This is a genomic window from Desulfosporosinus nitroreducens (genome assembly GCF_023897015.1).
Lineage (GTDB): Bacteria > Bacillota > Desulfitobacteriia > Desulfitobacteriales > Desulfitobacteriaceae > Desulfosporosinus > Desulfosporosinus nitroreducens.
Genome location: NZ_JAMHFY010000002.1, coordinates 208,924 through 225,718, shown reverse-complemented (window position 1 = coordinate 225,718; position 16,795 = coordinate 208,924). Strand labels below are relative to the sequence as shown.

Sequence of the window (16,795 nt, the reverse complement as noted above, 5' to 3'; positions counted from 1 at the left end):
GAAAGCAATACGAAAGGAGAACTAAAATATGGTAAAATAAGTAAAAAGAGGTGGAAGCTATGGATCTACCTATGGCCTCAAATACCAAACAAAAAAGGCCCACTCTAAAAAATTCGTATTTGTGGAGTTTTATGCAAGCCAGATGGAATCGTCGGTTTGGTAAGACCGATGAAGCTATCCAAAATTGGGTAGATTTATTGAATCGAGAATCATCTAGACCACGTTTTAAAGAAGTCGGCTATTTAATTGAAGTCCAAGCGTTACAAGAAGCAAGAGGATATTTAGAACAGCTGGAAAGTGACTCGGATGAGGATATATCGGAAAAGAACTATCTTCTTTCAAAGTGTTATCTTGGGCAAGCACTAATTCCACAAGCTAAAGAAAAGATCGAACAAGCGATCCTCAAAAAGCCGCAGAATGCAAAGTATTGGGACTTACTTGCGGACTGTTATCTAGAACTGGGAGATTGGCGTGAGGCAATTAAGGCCTTAGATAACTCCATGAGAGCAGCACCCCAAAATGCAGAAACAAACTATCGAATGGGAATGATTTACTCTTTTCACGAGGAATATCACGAAGCTTTAAGGTGTTTTCAAGGATGTTGTCAACTTAGGCCCCGTGAATTCTTGTATTGGGAAATGAAAGCAGAGATGCATTTACTTCTAGAACAGTTAAAAGACGCCTGTAACAGTTATGAAAGAGCACTTCGTTATGGAGGAACCCCAGACTTAGCCGCCAGACTGGCGTACTGTTATGTTCAGAATGGTGAGATCAAGAAAGGAATTCAATATTACAAATACACCTTAAAGTATGAACCTGATCATTATGACAGCTTAAGTAATCTGGCAGCAGTCTATCAAAATCTGGGCCGTTCCCAAGAAGCGCTGACCTTGTTGGAACGTGCCAAAAACATCTATCCTAAGGACCCGATACTGCTTAATAATTTGGCTTTTACGTTAGTTCATCAGGGACGAACAAGAAAAGCATCTGAGTATTATCGAGAAGCGTTAGAGTTGACACCAGATCATCCACTAATTCTATACAATTTAAGTGTTTGCCTTACGCGTAAAGGAAATTGGCAAGAAGGTATTGATTTAATAAATCAACTTCTTAAAATTGAACCAAATCATTCAGCAGGATGGGCTTTGCTGGGAAATATTTATGACCAAATTGACCAATCAGAGGTTGCAATAGACTGCTTTAATAAGGCATTGAAGCTAGCATAAAAGAGAAGGGAGAGACCCTTCTCTTTTCTCGTATCAATAAGAAAGCTCACAGGGCTATCAGCTCAAAATCGACGGCAATTACGGCAGCAGTATATTTTTTGATATTTCATTTTTCTTTTGTAAATAATAGTGGTAAAATAGAATGTAATTTGTCTAATAAGGAGCGCGAAATGTTTCAGGTATGTGTTCGAGCGCACTTTGATGCTGCTCATTTTATCAGGGATTATGATGGTGATTGTTCTAATTTACATGGTCATCGATGGGATGTAGAGGTTTGTATCGCCGGTAAACAATTGGATCAGTTAGGGATGTTGATAGATTTTAAGGAAGTTAAGCAGAGCATACGTAAAACGCTTAAATTACTGGATCATGGTTTGTTAAATAACTTAACTTTTTTTGGTCCTAAAGGAGTTAATCCTACAGCAGAGAACCTAGCCCAGTTTTTGTTTTTGGAATTCAAAAGGGATTTGGTCATAGAGGATAAGCGCTTGGCGTGGGTAAAAGTCTTTGAATCTCCTGATACATGGGCCATTTTTAAGGAGGATTAAAAAATGGCGGGAATCGTTTTACTTTCAGGTGGTTTAGATTCTACTGTGGCCTTAGCGCTCTATTTGGAAAAGGGCAGTATTGATTTAGCCCTTACCATCGACTATGGACAAAGGGCAAGCAGGAATGAAATCTCTGCTTCGCGAAAGATTGCAGAGTTCTATAATATTGCGCATCAGGTTATTCCTATACCTTTTTTGCAGGAACAGACTCACTCCGCTCTTGTTAATCGTTCTGAAAATTTGCCCTTGATAGAATATAACAAACTAGATGATCTTGAAGGCCAGGCGCTAGAAAGTGCACGTCAGGTATGGGTTCCCAATCGCAACGGTTTATTTCTGAATATTGCGGCTGTTTTTGGCGAAAATATGGGCGACCACCCAGTTATAATCACTGGTTTTAACAGGGAAGAGGCTGCAACCTTTCCAGATAACTCCCTGGACTTTATAGAAGCGGTGAACCGATGTTTGGCTTTTTCTACCCAAAATAATGTGACCGTTTTCAGCCCTACTTCGATTTACGAAAAAAAGGAAATTGTTAGAGAAGGGTTGCGCTTGAACGTTCCATTTAACTATATTTGGAGCTGTTACGAAAGTGGAAATAAAGTTTGTGGACAGTGTGAGAGTTGTCAACGTTTAAAACGAGCCCTGCTTAAGAACGATGCAAAAGAACTGGTAAGAGAATTATTTGAAATAGATCAGAAATAATAGTTTTTAAAGATCTGACCAGAGACTCATAAGAGAGGAAATTTCAATGAAATACTTTATAGAGCACAAACTCCTAAACTACGATGGCAGCCAGCTTCAGTCTTTATTTGCCTATAAAAATTTTGGTTTAATGGGGGATAGTATAAGTGTATTCCGTGGCTCCTGCCATGTAGAGCAAAACGAGATGGTGGACATGGAGGATGTCTTGGCTAAGGATTGGATTTACAGCGAAGACATGTTGCATTTTATAGTAGAACATTTTGATATGGATTTAGAAAAGGCAATTATTCGGCAACGCCTGCTCATCGCTACAATCAAGGAAGAACTCGAAAAACTTGGGGTGAAGACCCTAAGTCGGAGTGGGGATGATCTTTATGAAGAAGATAAAAAGCTTTCTGTAAGTATTAGCACCCTTTCACCAGTGTCTAGTATGATTCATTGCGGGCTTAATGTTTCCAAGCTGAATACACCCATTCCAACCATAGGCTTAGGTGATTTCCGGATTCAAGATGTATTAGGATTTGGAGAGAGCGTTGCCGAACATTATTGTGATGAGGTTCTTTCTATGCGTCTTGCGCGTTGTAAAGTGCGAGGGGTTTCGTAATGCTTAAGTTGCCAGTTACGGAAATATTTTCTTCAATTCAAGGGGAAGGTCCTTATGTTGGAGTAAGGCAAATCTTTCTTCGCTTGCCAAACTGTAATTTAAGGTGTCCATATTGTGATACGGTGACAACAGCACCGCAACAATTGCGCATGGAGACGGAAGCAGGGTCGGGAGTTTTTAACATGACTGAAAACCCTGTTCCAATTGAAAAGATTATAAAGTTGTTGCAAATTTATGATTTTTCTCTTCATCATTCTTTGAGTATCACTGGAGGAGAGCCCCTTCTGTGGGTTAACGAATTACGAGCAATCTTACCTTTTTTGAGAGAGAAAGGCATTAAGATATACCTTGAAACTAATGGAACATTACCTGAGCAGCTTCTTCAGATCCTACCTTGGGTTGATATTATAAGTATGGATATTAAGCTGCCATTTGATGGTCAAAGCTTCTGGGATGTTCATGAGTCTTTTCTGCGCTCTAGTCTTCAAAAAGAAGTCTTCGTCAAAATTGTTGTTCATCGAGAAACCAGTCTTACGGAACTCCAGTACGCTCGTGATTTAATAGTGGCGGTAGATCCGCTGATCCCAACAATCTTACAACCTGTAACAGCAACAAATGAGATCAATACCCCTAAACCTTATCAACTTCTAGAATGGCAAAGTTTTTTTCTTAAGAAACTTACTAACGTAAGAGTTATTCCTCAAACACATGTATTTATGGGACAACTATAGTTAAGTTAAATTAAATCTAATGAAGGACCATATAGAGTAAAGGAGAAAAGAATTATGGGGATGGATTTAGAAAAGATTGAGCAAGCTGTTTACATGATTTTAGAAGCTATAGGAGAAGACCCTAAACGCGAAGGGTTACGGGATACACCAAAGCGTGTAGCTAAAATGTATGCGGAAGTATTTAGCGGTTTACATGAAGACCCTGGTTATCATTTGAATGTACAATTTTCAGAAGAACACGAAGAGATGGTTATCGTGAAGGATATACCGGTTTATTCTATGTGCGAACATCACCTTGTCCCATTTTACGGCAAGGCCCATGTTGCTTATATCCCGAGAAAAGGTAAGATAACAGGTTTGTCAAAATTCGCTCGTGTAGTTGAAGGGTTTGCACGCAGACCGCAACTTCAAGAACGTTTAACGTCTGAGATCGCCGATGCTATTATGGCAAAACTTACCCCGCTGGGCGTTTTGGTGGTTATTGAAGCAGAGCATATGTGTATGACTATGCGAGGGGTTAAGAAAGCAGGATCACAAACATTAACGTCTGCCGTACGTGGGATATTTAAGACAAACCCTATTACTAGATCGGAAGCATTTTCATTAATTCAGGGACACAGACGCTAAGAAAGAGGTAATTTTGGGTGAATGACAATATAAACCCGTCTGATCGTCAAGGAAAGATAGAACTTATTGCCTCACAACGCTTAAGTGTGAATGGTGAACTTTATAAAGTGGTAGATTTTTTAAATAAAAATCTCAAGGGACATCGCTTAATGTTTGGGTTAACTAAAAAAGAAGATAAAATGGTTATTTCTGTTTACGAAGTAGAATAATCGGAGGAATAATATGCATATTTTACTAACAAATGATGATGGATATCATGCCTCTGGTATTCAAACATTATATCGTTCACTTCGATCCCTGACAGAGCATGATATTAGCATTGTTGCTCCAGAAGGTGAGCGTTCTGCCACGGGCCACTCTATAACCTTGTTTCATCCTTTGTTTGTAACAGAACATGATCTTGACAGCCATCAAAAGGGATTTGCCGTTAGCGGTACTCCTTCTGATTGTGTTAAACTTGCTGTCCAAGGAGGGCTTATTACTAAGCCTGATCTGCTTATTTCGGGAATCAACCAAGGCTCTAACTTAGGAACGGATGTTTTTTACTCGGGAACAGTCTCAGCGGCCATGGAAGGAGTAATACTGGGCGTTCCTTCATTAGCTGTTTCTTTAGCAAACTATCAATTTACGGATTTCGAACCGTCAGCAGTCTATTTAGCAAAGCATTTAGATTATATCGTTAAGCCTCATAAGAAAGGCTTAATGAATATAAACTTTCCGGGCAAACCTCAGTCTAAGTGGGCTGGAGTTAAAGTGACAAGACTTGGTAAGGCTATTTATGACAATGTGTTTGAGCGAAGAGTTGATCCTCATGGGAGAGCTTATTATTGGCAATGTGGCAATAGGGCAGAAGATCTTGAAGAGGATACGGATTTAAGAGCGATCCAAGAAGATTTTATTTCGATTACTCCAATGCATAGTGATTTGACGGATTTTAAAGGGATTGAACCTTGGAAAAAATATTTTAACATATCCAACAGTTTGCTCGATAACGGGGTATAATTAAAGGAGTACAGATTAGTTCTGTACTCCTTTACCTATTGATTATAAGGATGTCTCATTTAAGGATTCTTTTGCTCTGCGGATCATGGTTTTAACCATGCTTCCACCAATTCGTCCTCCGACATGACCACATTCTCGAGAGGTCATGTTTTCCCAACCTTGACTCTTAATTTTTGAGCTTATACCTAGTTCATCTGCAACTTCCCATTTGAATTGTTCCAACACCGATTCCGGTAAAATTCCACTATTTCTATTTCTGCGACTCATAAACACATCTCCTCTCAAATCTATCTACTGACACAATTGTAGTATTCACATATGCTTCAGTGTTTATAGTGCATAAATAATGGATAGTTATTGTGTTTTTACTAATGGAGGAAGCTTTAATGATAATTGGCACGTTTATATTTTATTTTATATTATTTGCGATCGTTTTCTCATATCCAGGATTCCGAAATAAGAAGGATAAACGTTCAGTATTTAAATTATTAACAATTCCTGCTATCTTAGGACTGGGAATGGTTTTTTTAACTGTCATAAAAGTATATTTTGTTTACAAGATTTTGGCATTATTAGTTGTTCTTGTGACATTTGTTTTATCTTATTGGCAATGGGGAAACCAAATTCGTCGATTGTGGAATGAATTTTAGGGCGGAAGAAACTTTCCGATCCATGGCAGTCTTCTTAGATCGGCAAAGGTGACGCCGCCATTAAATAATAGAATTGTACCATAAATGACTATTCCAACTAAAAATTCAAGGGGATATCCTAAAGGATGGCTGCTAAAGAACGGATCCGAAAATTGAAATACGAGAAGCATACCTACTCCGCCAAAAACTGGTTGGAGAACAAATCGTTGAAGATCTAAAGGCATTCCGGTGTACCTTGAAATTGCCGCGATATTTAAGACAGCCATCATAAAATAACCAAATGCATACGCCCATGCAGTTCCACGCAGACCCCAATGGGGGAGACCTGTTAGGTAGATAAGCAAGGGGATGCGAATGACAGCCCCAATGATGGAATGGACAACTGGAAGATGAACTTTTCCGATTCCTTGCAAAATTCCCGTTGTGGTTTGTTGTACGTAAGAAAAGATTCCTCCAAAAGCTAACACACGCAAAATTGGTGCAATTTCTGAACTCTTGAAAAACGCGGTCAATGGACGAGCAAAATAAAAGAGAATAATAAGGCAAGGAATTCCAATTAAGATCGTTAAACGAATGGCTTCAGCGCTGCGTGCACGGACGACGTTTAATTGTCGTCTTACGGTTGCTTCAGATATGGCAGGTACAAGTGAGGTTGCTAAGGCAAATGTAAAGACACTGGGAAAGGTTAGCAGTGTAAAAGCAGAACCACCAAGCTGTCCAAATAAGGTTACTGCTTCTCGTGCAGAATATCCCGCTACTTGAAGACGAAGAGGGATGATTATTGCATCTAATGAAGACAAACCCGTAGCCAGCAGCCTTCCAACGGTCACAGGCGAAGCTAATTTCCATAATCTGATTAATATTTGGCGTGAGGAAAAAGTTCTTGCCTGATTGTCTCGTGTGACTTTAAGTTTTGCCCTCCAATATTGGATAATAATAGCGATCAATCCGACGAATTCGCCAGCTAACATGCCTAGAGCTAATCCTGCTGCAGCCCATTCAACGCCATAATTCAAAAGTCGAAGAGCTGCCGCATATCCGACTGCCACTCGAATTATCTGTTCGCAAATTTGGCTTACAGCCGTGGGAACCATATTCTGTAAACCTTGAAAGTATCCCCGGAAGACTGATGATACAGAAACGATAAAAATTGCCGGAGTGCATATGAGAAAGATGTTAAGCACTCTTGGGTCAGAAAAGATCTTGTGAGCTATATAAGGGGAAAGGAAATAGAGAGAAATAGATACGAAGGCTCCTGAAATACTGAGGAGCCAAAGGGCTAAACGGAAGATGGATTGGGCATTAGAAATACGTCCAAGAGATACTTCTTCGGAAACCATTTTGGCAATTGCGAGCGGTATACCCGCTGTTGTAACAACAAGAGCCATCATGTACATAGGAAATACCATATTAAACAAACCATAGGCTTCACCACCAATATTTATCATTATTAAATATTGGTAGGCGAAGCCCAACAGGCGGTTTAACAAATTTGCACCTAACAGTATAGCTGCACCGTAGACAAAGGTCCTTCTCGCCATGTAACCCTCCCTAATCTGAGTTATATATAACCATATGCTTGTAGAAAAAAAGAAATGCTTAGGAAATTTTCGGAGTGCTTACTAGGCATAAAGGATTTTGGCTCACGACGAAGAAATGTTAAATGCATGGAATATTGATCCAAGATTGGGGCATTATACCTCGTGAGGGGAGAGGTAAAAGTGTGGGTACTTCTTAAGAATGCCAAAATATACTGTCCTGAGTATACTGATAATTCGGACTTGTTGATTGTTGGAGTTAACATTGCTGCAGTCGGCAAAAATCTGAGACTGCCTGATTTTGTAGAGGGGGAAGTGATCGACCTTCAAGGTAAGACACTGGTCCCAGGTTTTATAGATGCTCATGTACATATTTGTGGAGGAGGGGGCGAAGCGGGACCTGCTTCGCGTACTCCAGAACTTCAACTTTCTCAAATAACTCGGGCTGGAACAACAACCGTCGTTGGTTGTCTGGGGACAGATTCCGTATCACGCTCTATGTCAGAGCTTTTGGTTAAAGCTAATGCACTCCAGGAAGAGGGAATAAGCACCTATATTTACAGTGGGGCCTACCGAGTTCCAATGAGAACACTTTTGCCAACCTTAGAACAAGACCTAGTCTTGATTTCAAAAGTCATTGGTGCCGGGGAAATAGCTATTTCTGATCATCGTTCGGCACAACCTCAAATCAGTGAACTTGAGCATTTAGCGGCAGAAGCTAGAGTTGGCGGAATGCTCGGAGGAAAAGCAGGGGTAGTTCACGTTCATCTAGGAGAGGGGAAACAAGGCTTACAACCCATATGGGAAATATTGGAGAAAACAGATATCCCTATTACTCAATTTATACCGACTCATATTAATCGAACTCATACTTTACTAGAACAAGGGATTCAGTTTCTTTTAGCAGGAGGGCATATCGATCTCACGGCAGGGTGTGACGATTTTCCGGTTGAACTGCAGGTGCCGTCAGTCTTAAAAATGTTGTACCAGCGGCAACTTCTTAATGATAGGATCACCGTAACCTCAGACGGGAATGGAAGTATGCCTAGATACAACGAAGCAGGCATACTTATTGGCATGGGAGTCGGTTCAGTAGAAGTTTTATGGCGTGATATTAGAAGTTCAGTCATGCAACAAGAAATTCCTTTGGAGGCAGCCTTGCGTACAATTACAGCCAATGCAGCAAACGTACTGCGCCTTAAAAACAAAGGGATGATTCGCGCAGGCTATGACGCTGACCTGGTAGTGCTTGATGAAGATCTGCAGGTCGATTCTGTCTGGGCCAAAGGCAAATGTATGATCCACAATAAACAGCAAAGGGTATGGGGCACATACGAAAAAATAAATTAATATTCCAAACTTGAGAATACTTGACCCACTCTAATCAATAAATTAGTACTAATCTAGGATCTAGACATAGAAACTCCGGTAATCTGTTGCAAGTAAAAAGGCTCGGTCCTTTTTCTTAAATAACAAATCAAGGAGGAATCGTCTTGAAAACCTATGACACAAAACAACTTCGCAACGTCTGTCTAGTTGGGCATGGTGGTGCAGGAAAGACTTCCCTTGCGGAAACCTTTCTATTTAATTCAGGTGCGATCAATCGTATTGGCAAAGTTTCTGAAGGAAACACAGTCTCAGATTATCTACCCGAAGAAGTTAAACACAAAGTGTCGATTAGTATGAGTCTGACTCCGTTTGAGTGGCAAGGAGTTAAAGTCAATGTTCTCGATAGCCCGGGATACTTAGACTTTTTGGGAGAAGTTAAGAGTGGTTTACGTGTCGTTGAGAGTGGAGTTCTCGTACTTTGCGGGATAGCAGGGCTTGAAGTCCAATCGGAAATTACGTGGAATATTATGGAGGAACAAAAACTTCCTAAGATTATTGTTATTAATAAATTAGATCGAAAGAATGCCAATTTCCAAAAGGTGGTGGATCAGCTAAAAGATGCCTATCCAGAAGCAAGGCTGGTTCCTCTACACCTTCCTATGGGGCAGGAATCAAGTTTTAAAGGGTTAATCGATATTCTCGAAAATAAAGCCTACGACTATGACGCAGATGGAAGTGGGAAGTGTTCTGTCAAAGAGGTTCCAGTCGAGTACAGGGAAGAGACCGATTTTTTAAGAGAACAATTAGCTGAAGCAGTAGCGGAAGCTGATGATGAAGTATTAATGAAGTATCTTGAAGGGGAAGGATTAAATGAGGCAGATCTGCAAACTGCCTTAAAGGAAGCATTAAGGCAAAATCTTATAATTCCAGTGCTTTGCAGTTCTGCAAATAAAAATATAGGGATTTCAAAGATTATGGATTTCTTGGTAAAATTCGCTCCCCCCCCGGAAGCAATTCAAGATAAAGCGGCTCTTGTCTTTAAAACCCTAACAGATCCTTATGTCGGGAAAATGTCTTTCCTCCGCGTTTATGGGGGGAAATTTACTGCTGAATCATTGGTCTATAATTCAAGTCGCGAATCAGATGAAAAGATCGGGCAACCTTTTTATTTGAGAGGTAAAATCCAGGAGCCGGTTGGATCTGTGTTACCGGGAGATATTGCAGTTATCGCAAAATTACAAGAAGTAAAATCAGGGGATACATTATGTTCAAAAGATCATCCTATCGAGCTTGAGGGGATAGACTTTCCGGTCCCTGCGTTATCAGTTGCTATTCAAGCGAAGACTAAAGGGGATGAAGATAAGCTTAGCAGTGCTTTAACACGTTTGCTTGAAGAAGATCCTACAATAAGGATCAGTAAAAATACAGAGACTAAGGAATTAATTTTAACAGGACTGGGAGAAATGCAACTTGAGATTCTTCAAGAAAAGCTAACCCGGAAATTTGGAGTTGATGTGACCTTAAAAGTGCCTCGCGTGCCTTATCGTGAGACTATTCGTAAGGCAGTCAAGGTAGAAGGTAAACACAAGAAGCAAACGGGCGGACATGGTCAATACGGGCATGTATGGATTAACATAGAACCTTCTGAAGGCAGTGACTTTGAGTTTGCTGAGTCGATTTTTGGAGGGTCTGTACCGAAGCAATACATTCCAGCGGTCGAAAAGGGAATTCGTGAGGCTATGGCAGAAGGGACTATGGTAGGATATCCGGTAACAGACATTAAAGTAACTCTTTGTGACGGCTCGTATCATGCTGTTGATTCTTCAGAAATGGCCTTTAAACTTGCAGCGATTATGGCTTTTCGCAAAGGAGTAGAGTTAGCTAAACCCACCTTGCTTGAACCAGTTGTTGAAATAGAAGTGAGAGTTCCTGAAGTCTTCATGGGAGATGTAATTGCGGACCTTAATGGAAAACGGGGAAAAGTTTTAGGAATGGATGCCAGCCAAAAAAATCCATCCATACGGGCCCACGTACCACAGGCCGAAATGATGCGTTATGCAATAGATTTAAGAAGTTTAACTCAAGGGAAAGGTTCATTCACTATGGATTTCCTGCGCTATGAAGAAGTCCCAAGCAAAATAAGCGAGACATTAGTCAGTCAATTGAAACTAGCGAATAATCGTTAGAAAACTCGGCTAGTCCAGGCTTTAATCGCCTGCGGGCGCTTTAGGTGCGCTGAATGCGCGGGTCATTGAAATAGGGGCTGTAATAGATTACAGTCCCTATTTTAATTGAATACATTTTGAATAAAGCAGTTGCCTTTTCCAAGGGACAGGTCCATTTTTTGCTATAGAGACAAATTATTACAAGTTGTATAATTGTTTTCATGTCTAGAATCTTTTCAGTAAGAGGATGAATACAAATATAGGAAAATAGAACCATGATGTTGGATTGAAGTTATGTAGGGAGAATGATAAAATAGATGATGTTAGTAAGAACTAACATGATGGAAGTAGAGTGATTGGAGAGGGCCTATGTGCACTACTGAAGATAAAATAATAAATGCTTCAATTGTTCTCTTCTCGAAAAAAGGTTACACTGCTGTTACTACTAAAGAAATAGCTAAAGAAGCAGGCGTAAGCCAAATGACCCTTTTTAGGCACTTTGAAAGTAAACATAATTTATTTGAAAGGTCATTGGATAAATTTGTTTTTTCTCCTAAATCTAAAGCATTATTTGAAAGCTTAGAATGGGATTTAGAAAAAGATTTAAATAAAATTTGTTCTTCCTACCAAGATGTTTTATATAAAAACCAAAAAATTATTCTGATGCATTTAAAAAACGAAGAATTAAATCCGCATTTTGAAGCTGTATTATATAAATTTCCGAATGAGTTTAAGAAACTTTTAAGCAACTATTTCGAAGAAATGAGGAATCGAGGGGCCATCATTGAAAATCCAGAAACATTAGCTGTGAATTTTTTAACAACCAGCTTTGGCTTGTTTTTCACATCTTTAGTCATGAATAAACTTACGTTTGATACTGATATTCAGACGTGTATTTCTAATTATATTAAAATATTTACAAAATGCATAAGCTTGTTATAAATAATTCTCGCCTTAATCAATCTAACCATCCATGGCCAGACCTGAATGATTGAGCCAGCAGAATTTTCAAAAAAAACGTTGTGCATAGTGGAGGAAAAAAATGAGTAGCAGAGTTTTAAATATTGGTTTGGACATTGGTTCTACAACTGTAAAAATAGTTGTTTTAGATAAAGATAAAAATCTTCTTTATAAGAAGTATTTAAGGCACTTTTCTAACATTCGAAATACGGTTATTAAAGTACTTGATGATGCCAGAGCTATTATACAAGGAAATTTATTTACCCTGATGGTCACTGGATCTGGTGGGTATAATATTTCTCATACTCTGGAGATACCTTTTATTCAAGAAGTGATTGCTTGTACGAATGCCATAAAGGTTGTTATTCCCAACACGGAAACTGCTATTGAACTTGGCGGAGAAGATGCCAAGATTACTTTTCTTGGAGAATCTATTGAGCAACGAATGAATGGAACGTGTGCCGGGGGCACCGGAGCATTTATCGATCAGATGGCTTCCCTATTGCAAACAGATGCCCTGGGCTTAAATGAATTAGCTAAAAACTATCATCACATTTATCCAATAGCTTCTAGATGTGGAGTGTTCGCAAAGACTGATATTCAGCCCTTATTAAATGAAGGAGCTGCCAAGGAAGACATTGCGGTGTCTGTTTTTCAGGCCGTTGTAAATCAGACGATAAGCGGCCTGGCTCAGGGACGGCCTATTAAAGGAAATGTAGCATTTTTAGGCGGGCCTCTTCATTTTATGTCGGAGCTTAGAAATCGCTTTATTGAAACTCTAAAGCTAGAGAACAAAAATGTTATATTTCCTGAGAACTCCCAATTTTTTGTGGCGATCGGAGCGGCACTGTCTTTTGGTGAAATGACGCCTATCACCATTCAGAAGTTGTACGATAAAGTACCTGAGATTCTAAAGGTCGATAATTCTGAGAATAAAGAGTTAGAAGTATTATTTGCTAGTGACGAGGAATATAACGAATTTGAGAAGCGACATGCTGTGCATAAAGTCAATCGAGTGGAACTTGATAATTACGAAGGAGATGCCTTTCTCGGAATTGATGCCGGTTCGACTACCACGAAGATTGCCCTTGTCGATGAAGCTGGAAGCTTATTGTATTCCTATTATGGCAGCAACATGGGTAAACCCTTAGAGTCTACCATCGCGGCCTTGAAAAGTTTATATAAAAAATTAAATAAGGGCATAAGGATCGTAAATTCTGCCGTTACTGGATATGGGGAACATCTTATTAAAGCGGCCCTCAGAGTGGACATTGGAGAAATTGAAACTGTCGCACATTACACGGCAGCTAACTTTTTTCAACCAGGAGTCGATTTTGTTCTTGATATTGGCGGACAGGACATGAAAAGCTTAGTGATCCGTGATGGGGTTATAGAATCCATTACATTAAATGAAGCCTGTTCTTCAGGTTGTGGATCATTTGTGGAAACTTTTGCAAACTCATTAAACATGGATGTCAAAGAATTTGCTCGATTGAGCGAAGGGTCCAGGCATCCTGTTGACCTTGGGACACGATGTACGGTATTCATGAACTCTAAAGTAAAACAGGCGCAGAAAGAAGGCGCTGAGATAAGTGATATTTCTGCAGGAATCTCCATTTCAGTTATTAAGAACGCACTTTATAAAGTCATTCGATTGAGAAATATCGAAGAACTAGGTGAAAAAATTGTTGTCCAGGGAGGAACCTTTTATAATGATGCCGTCCTTCGGGCCTTTGAGAAAATAACCAAAAAAGAAGTAGTTCGACCAGATATTGCAGGCATAATGGGTGCTTTTGGTGCCGCTTTAATTGCTAAGGATCAATATGAATTTGGGTATCAAACAAGTCTTGTTCAAGGAGACGATTTGTTCAATTTTACAACTGAGGCTACGATGAAGCGTTGCGGTTTATGTGGAAATAATTGTTTAGTAAGCATTAAGCAATTCTCAGGTGGAAATGAATATATTTCAGGAAACAGATGCGAACGAGGACTGGGAAAAGACCTCGTCAAAAGTGATATCCCAAATCTTTACGAATACAAGTACCAAAGAGTTTTTAACTATAAACCCTTAGCCAAGGACAAAGCAACGAGGGGAACCATTGGCATTCCAAGAGTTTTAAATATTTATGAGGACTATCCTTTCTGGTTCACCCTTTTTACAGAGCTGGGTTATCAAGTGATAATCTCGGGTCGTTCCTCAAATAAGATTTATGAGCAAGGAATGGACACAATCCCTTCCGATTCTGCATGTTATCCTGCCAAGCTTGCGCATGGGCATATGGTTGACTTAATTAATAAAGGGATTAATAAACTTTTTTACCCCTGCATTCCTTATGCAAGGCAAGAAGATAAAGAGGCTGACAACCATTACAACTGTCCTATTGTTACCTCCTACCCGGAGACAATTAATGCAAATATGGACAGTTTGCGGGAATCACAAGTAACGTTTTATCACCCTTTCCTGCCATTGGATATGCCTCGCAGAATGCTAAAACGACTAATGGAAGAGTTAAAACCTGAGGGAATACCAAAGCATGAGCTAGCGCAGGCGCTTGATAAAGCATATGCTGAACTTGATCGTTATAAGGACGATGTAAGAACAAAAGGAGAGGAAACTCTAAATTATATCCGGAAAAATAAGATCAAGGGAATTGTCCTCGTGGGAAGGCCTTATCATATTGATCCTGAAATTAACCATGGTATACCAGAGATGATAAATTCCTATGGCTTTGCTGTTCTATCTGAAGACGCGATTCAACATCTGGGCAAAGTCCAAAGGCCAATGCGTGTTGTTGATCAATGGGTGTACCATTCAAGAGAATATAATGCGGCAAGTTATATAGCAGAACAGGGGGATTTAGAATTAATTCAATTGAATTCCTTTGGTTGCGGACTTGATGCAGTGACTACTGATCAAATTAAAGAGATACTCGAAACATTCGGGAAGATTTATACGGTCTTAAAAATTGATGAAATAAATAATTTGGGAGCAGCAAGGATACGTCTGCGCTCTTTGATCGCCGCAATAAAAGAACGAGATAAGAGAAACTTCACTCCTAAAAGACTATATAATTATCCAGCAAGGGCCGTATTTACAAAGGAAATGAAGAGAACTCATACAATTTTAGCTCCCCAAATGTCCCCGATTCATTTTCAGTTCTTTAAGACGGCGTTTGAAGATTCTGGTTACAGTATAGAATTTCTGCCCTCAGTGGATAAGTCTGCAGTCGACGAAGGCTTAAGGTATGTGCATAATGACGCTTGCTATCCAGCTATTATTGTCGTTGGTCAACTGATGAAGGCGTTGAAATCTGGAGTTTATGATATTAACAACACCTCAGTCATAATGACTCAAACGGGTGGCGGTTGTCGAGCAACAAATTATATTTCGTTTATCAGAAAAGCGTTAAAAGATGCGAATATGGAACAAGTTCCTGTCATTGCCTTAAATACGGGAAATTCATCCAGTTTGGAGACCAATCCCGGTTTCAAATTTACTGTTCCTATGTTTAATAAGATAATGCGGGGGCTGGTCTATGGAGATCTTTTGATGAGAGTCCTGTATAGAGTGCGACCTTATGAGAAGTTTCCGGGTTCAGCTAATCTCTTATATGACTATTGGGTTGAGAGATGTCAGGAATCATTGAAGAGTGGAAATAAAAAAGAACACGAAGAGAATATTCGTCAAATCGTAGCAGATTTTGATAGCCTGGAACTTTACGAGGACTTAGTCAAACCGAAGGTTGGAGTTGTTGGTGAAATTTTGGTTAAGTTTCATCCGACAGCAAATAACAACGTCGTTGAACTGTTAGAAGCTGAAGGAGCAGAGGCTGTAGTTCCTGACCTGACTGACTTTCTCTTGTATGGTGCTTTTGATAATCGCATTAAATACGAGAAACTTTCTGGAAGTTTTTGGGATATGGTGTCTGGATACTTTTCGATTAATAGAATTGAATCTTATCGTAAAGAGATGAAGAAGGCACTTAAAGCCAGTAAACGGTTTGAAGCTCCAAAACCTATCGAAGAGATTGCCAAGTACGCGGAAAATCATCTCTCTCTGGCCAATCAGTGTGGTGAAGGCTGGTTTCTTACTGGAGAGATGGTTGAGTTAATTCGCAGCGGCGTTAATAACATTGTTTGTTTACAACCCTTTGCCTGCTTACCTAATCATATTACGGGAAAAGGCATGGTTAGAGAAATTAGAAGATCCTTCCCTAAAGCGAATATAGCAGCTATTGATTATGACCCGGGAGCAAGCGAAGTTAATCAACTCAATCGAATTAAACTTATGCTTTCAGTAGCCGTAGAAAATCTTGAAAACAAGTCTGAGGAAGCTAAAACCCCACCGTTAGACTTAGAGAATGAGTTAGTGGAACGTAAGTTGACGATGGTTTTAAGCGGAGAGCAGAATTTAATTGAGTGTAAAATGGATTAACGTAGATGTAAAGGGCTCAACCTGTTTTTGGCTAAAACGGTTGAGCCCTTAATATTGCACGAGCAGAGGCAAGTTTTAAAGAAAGGTTAGGTTTACTACCCAGGCCAAAACTTATACTGGCTAAGAGCCTCTAAATTATTTTGATAATGATTAACAATAGAGCTATGATGATTAATAACGCCACCAAAATACCTAAAAAGCCTAAAAGCATTCTCTTCACCCCCTCATTTAGATCTGCAGAAGAATGAGAGGTTTTATTAATATACTCTATTCAG

The 16,795-nt window shown here is 39.6% G+C and carries 15 protein-coding genes; 13 read left to right on the top strand and 2 right to left on the bottom strand.

The window, feature by feature from the left end; genetic code table 11:
- The first annotated feature begins 59 nt into the window (after positions 1 to 59).
- The 8 genes from M8E35_RS03220 to surE all read left to right on the top strand — a co-directional run bounded on the left by M8E35_RS03220 (position 60) and on the right by surE (position 5,443).
- The gene (locus tag M8E35_RS03220; RefSeq protein WP_252467312.1) at positions 60 to 1,226 is read left to right on the top strand and encodes a tetratricopeptide repeat protein; all 1,167 of its coding nucleotides are present in this window, start codon (positions 60 to 62) and stop codon (positions 1,224 to 1,226) included.
- Between the two features lie 170 nt (positions 1,227 to 1,396).
- A complete protein-coding gene (gene queD, locus M8E35_RS03215) occupies positions 1,397 to 1,774 on the top strand; it encodes a 6-carboxytetrahydropterin synthase QueD (RefSeq protein WP_252467311.1) in 378 nt (125 codons plus the stop codon).
- Positions 1,775 to 1,777: 3 nt separating this feature from the next.
- On the top strand, positions 1,778 to 2,479 hold the full coding sequence (gene queC / locus M8E35_RS03210; protein WP_252467310.1) for a 7-cyano-7-deazaguanine synthase QueC: 702 nt from the start codon (positions 1,778 to 1,780) through the stop codon (positions 2,477 to 2,479).
- Between the two features lie 46 nt (positions 2,480 to 2,525).
- A complete protein-coding gene (locus tag M8E35_RS03205) occupies positions 2,526 to 3,083 on the top strand; it encodes a DUF366 family protein (protein WP_252467309.1) in 558 nt (185 codons plus the stop codon).
- Positions 3,083 to 3,814 carry a 7-carboxy-7-deazaguanine synthase QueE gene (locus tag M8E35_RS03200; RefSeq protein WP_252467308.1) on the top strand — a complete coding sequence of 244 codons (732 nt, stop codon included), beginning with the start codon at positions 3,083 to 3,085 and terminating at the stop codon, positions 3,812 to 3,814. Before M8E35_RS03205 ends, M8E35_RS03200 begins: the two co-directional genes overlap by 1 nt.
- Before the next feature lie 54 nt (positions 3,815 to 3,868).
- A complete protein-coding gene (gene folE / locus M8E35_RS03195) occupies positions 3,869 to 4,441 on the top strand; it encodes a GTP cyclohydrolase I FolE (protein ID WP_252467307.1) in 573 nt (190 codons plus the stop codon).
- Between the two features lie 17 nt (positions 4,442 to 4,458).
- Positions 4,459 to 4,650 (top strand): YpmA family protein, encoded by a 192-nt coding sequence (locus M8E35_RS03190; RefSeq protein ID WP_252467306.1) that lies wholly within the window; start codon positions 4,459 to 4,461, stop codon positions 4,648 to 4,650.
- Positions 4,651 to 4,663: 13 nt separating this feature from the next.
- Complete coding sequence (gene surE, locus M8E35_RS03185; protein ID WP_252467304.1) at positions 4,664 to 5,443, top strand: 5'/3'-nucleotidase SurE; 780 nt, start codon at positions 4,664 to 4,666, stop codon at positions 5,441 to 5,443.
- 42 nt (positions 5,444 to 5,485) lie between these two features.
- Here the strand turns inward: surE and M8E35_RS03180 are convergent, their stop codons facing one another.
- Complete coding sequence (locus M8E35_RS03180) at positions 5,486 to 5,710, bottom strand: alpha/beta-type small acid-soluble spore protein (RefSeq protein WP_073029248.1); 225 nt, start codon at positions 5,708 to 5,710, stop codon at positions 5,486 to 5,488.
- A 119-nt stretch (positions 5,711 to 5,829) separates the two neighbouring features.
- Between M8E35_RS03180 and M8E35_RS03175 the strand changes: the two genes are divergently transcribed.
- The gene (locus tag M8E35_RS03175) at positions 5,830 to 6,093 is read left to right on the top strand and encodes a hypothetical protein (protein ID WP_252467303.1); all 264 of its coding nucleotides are present in this window, start codon (positions 5,830 to 5,832) and stop codon (positions 6,091 to 6,093) included.
- Here M8E35_RS03175 and M8E35_RS03170 read toward each other — a convergent pair.
- On the bottom strand, positions 6,090 to 7,634 hold the full coding sequence (locus M8E35_RS03170) for a putative polysaccharide biosynthesis protein (RefSeq protein ID WP_252467302.1): 1,545 nt from the start codon (positions 7,632 to 7,634) through the stop codon (positions 6,090 to 6,092). The genes M8E35_RS03175 and M8E35_RS03170 overlap by 4 nt on opposite strands.
- A 180-nt stretch (positions 7,635 to 7,814) precedes the next feature.
- Between M8E35_RS03170 and iadA the strand changes: the two genes are divergently transcribed.
- From iadA to M8E35_RS03150, 4 genes are all read left to right on the top strand, one after another.
- The gene (iadA, locus tag M8E35_RS03165) at positions 7,815 to 8,981 is read left to right on the top strand and encodes a beta-aspartyl-peptidase (protein ID WP_252467301.1); all 1,167 of its coding nucleotides are present in this window, start codon (positions 7,815 to 7,817) and stop codon (positions 8,979 to 8,981) included.
- A gap of 143 nt (positions 8,982 to 9,124) precedes the next feature.
- Positions 9,125 to 11,146 (top strand): elongation factor G, encoded by a 2,022-nt coding sequence (fusA, locus tag M8E35_RS03160; protein WP_252467300.1) that lies wholly within the window; start codon positions 9,125 to 9,127, stop codon positions 11,144 to 11,146.
- A gap of 348 nt (positions 11,147 to 11,494) precedes the next feature.
- Positions 11,495 to 12,067, top strand: coding sequence for a TetR/AcrR family transcriptional regulator (locus M8E35_RS03155; RefSeq protein ID WP_252467299.1), 573 nt, complete (start codon positions 11,495 to 11,497; stop codon positions 12,065 to 12,067).
- Positions 12,068 to 12,167: 100 nt separating this feature from the next.
- On the top strand, positions 12,168 to 16,520 hold the full coding sequence (locus M8E35_RS03150) for a 2-hydroxyacyl-CoA dehydratase (RefSeq protein WP_252467298.1): 4,353 nt from the start codon (positions 12,168 to 12,170) through the stop codon (positions 16,518 to 16,520).
- Positions 16,521 to 16,795: the final 275 nt, after the last annotated feature.

Excerpts from the sequence above, each read along its gene's own strand:
- M8E35_RS03220 (WP_252467312.1), top strand. The coding sequence starts at position 60 with ATGGATCTACCTATGGCCTCAAATACCAAACAAAAAAGGCCCACTCTA.
- queD (WP_252467311.1), top strand. The coding sequence starts at position 1,397 with ATGTTTCAGGTATGTGTTCGAGCGCACTTTGATGCTGCTCATTTTATC.
- queC (WP_252467310.1), top strand. The coding sequence starts at position 1,778 with ATGGCGGGAATCGTTTTACTTTCAGGTGGTTTAGATTCTACTGTGGCC.
- M8E35_RS03205 (WP_252467309.1), top strand. The coding sequence starts at position 2,526 with ATGAAATACTTTATAGAGCACAAACTCCTAAACTACGATGGCAGCCAG.
- M8E35_RS03200 (WP_252467308.1), top strand. The coding sequence starts at position 3,083 with ATGCTTAAGTTGCCAGTTACGGAAATATTTTCTTCAATTCAAGGGGAA.
- folE (WP_252467307.1), top strand. The coding sequence starts at position 3,869 with ATGGGGATGGATTTAGAAAAGATTGAGCAAGCTGTTTACATGATTTTA.
- surE (WP_252467304.1), top strand. The coding sequence starts at position 4,664 with ATGCATATTTTACTAACAAATGATGATGGATATCATGCCTCTGGTATT.
- M8E35_RS03180 (WP_073029248.1), bottom strand. The coding sequence starts at position 5,710 with ATGAGTCGCAGAAATAGAAATAGTGGAATTTTACCGGAATCGGTGTTG.
- M8E35_RS03175 (WP_252467303.1), top strand. The coding sequence starts at position 5,830 with ATGATAATTGGCACGTTTATATTTTATTTTATATTATTTGCGATCGTT.
- M8E35_RS03170 (WP_252467302.1), bottom strand. The coding sequence starts at position 7,634 with ATGGCGAGAAGGACCTTTGTCTACGGTGCAGCTATACTGTTAGGTGCA.
- M8E35_RS03155 (WP_252467299.1), top strand. The coding sequence starts at position 11,495 with ATGTGCACTACTGAAGATAAAATAATAAATGCTTCAATTGTTCTCTTC.
- M8E35_RS03150 (WP_252467298.1), top strand. The coding sequence starts at position 12,168 with ATGAGTAGCAGAGTTTTAAATATTGGTTTGGACATTGGTTCTACAACT.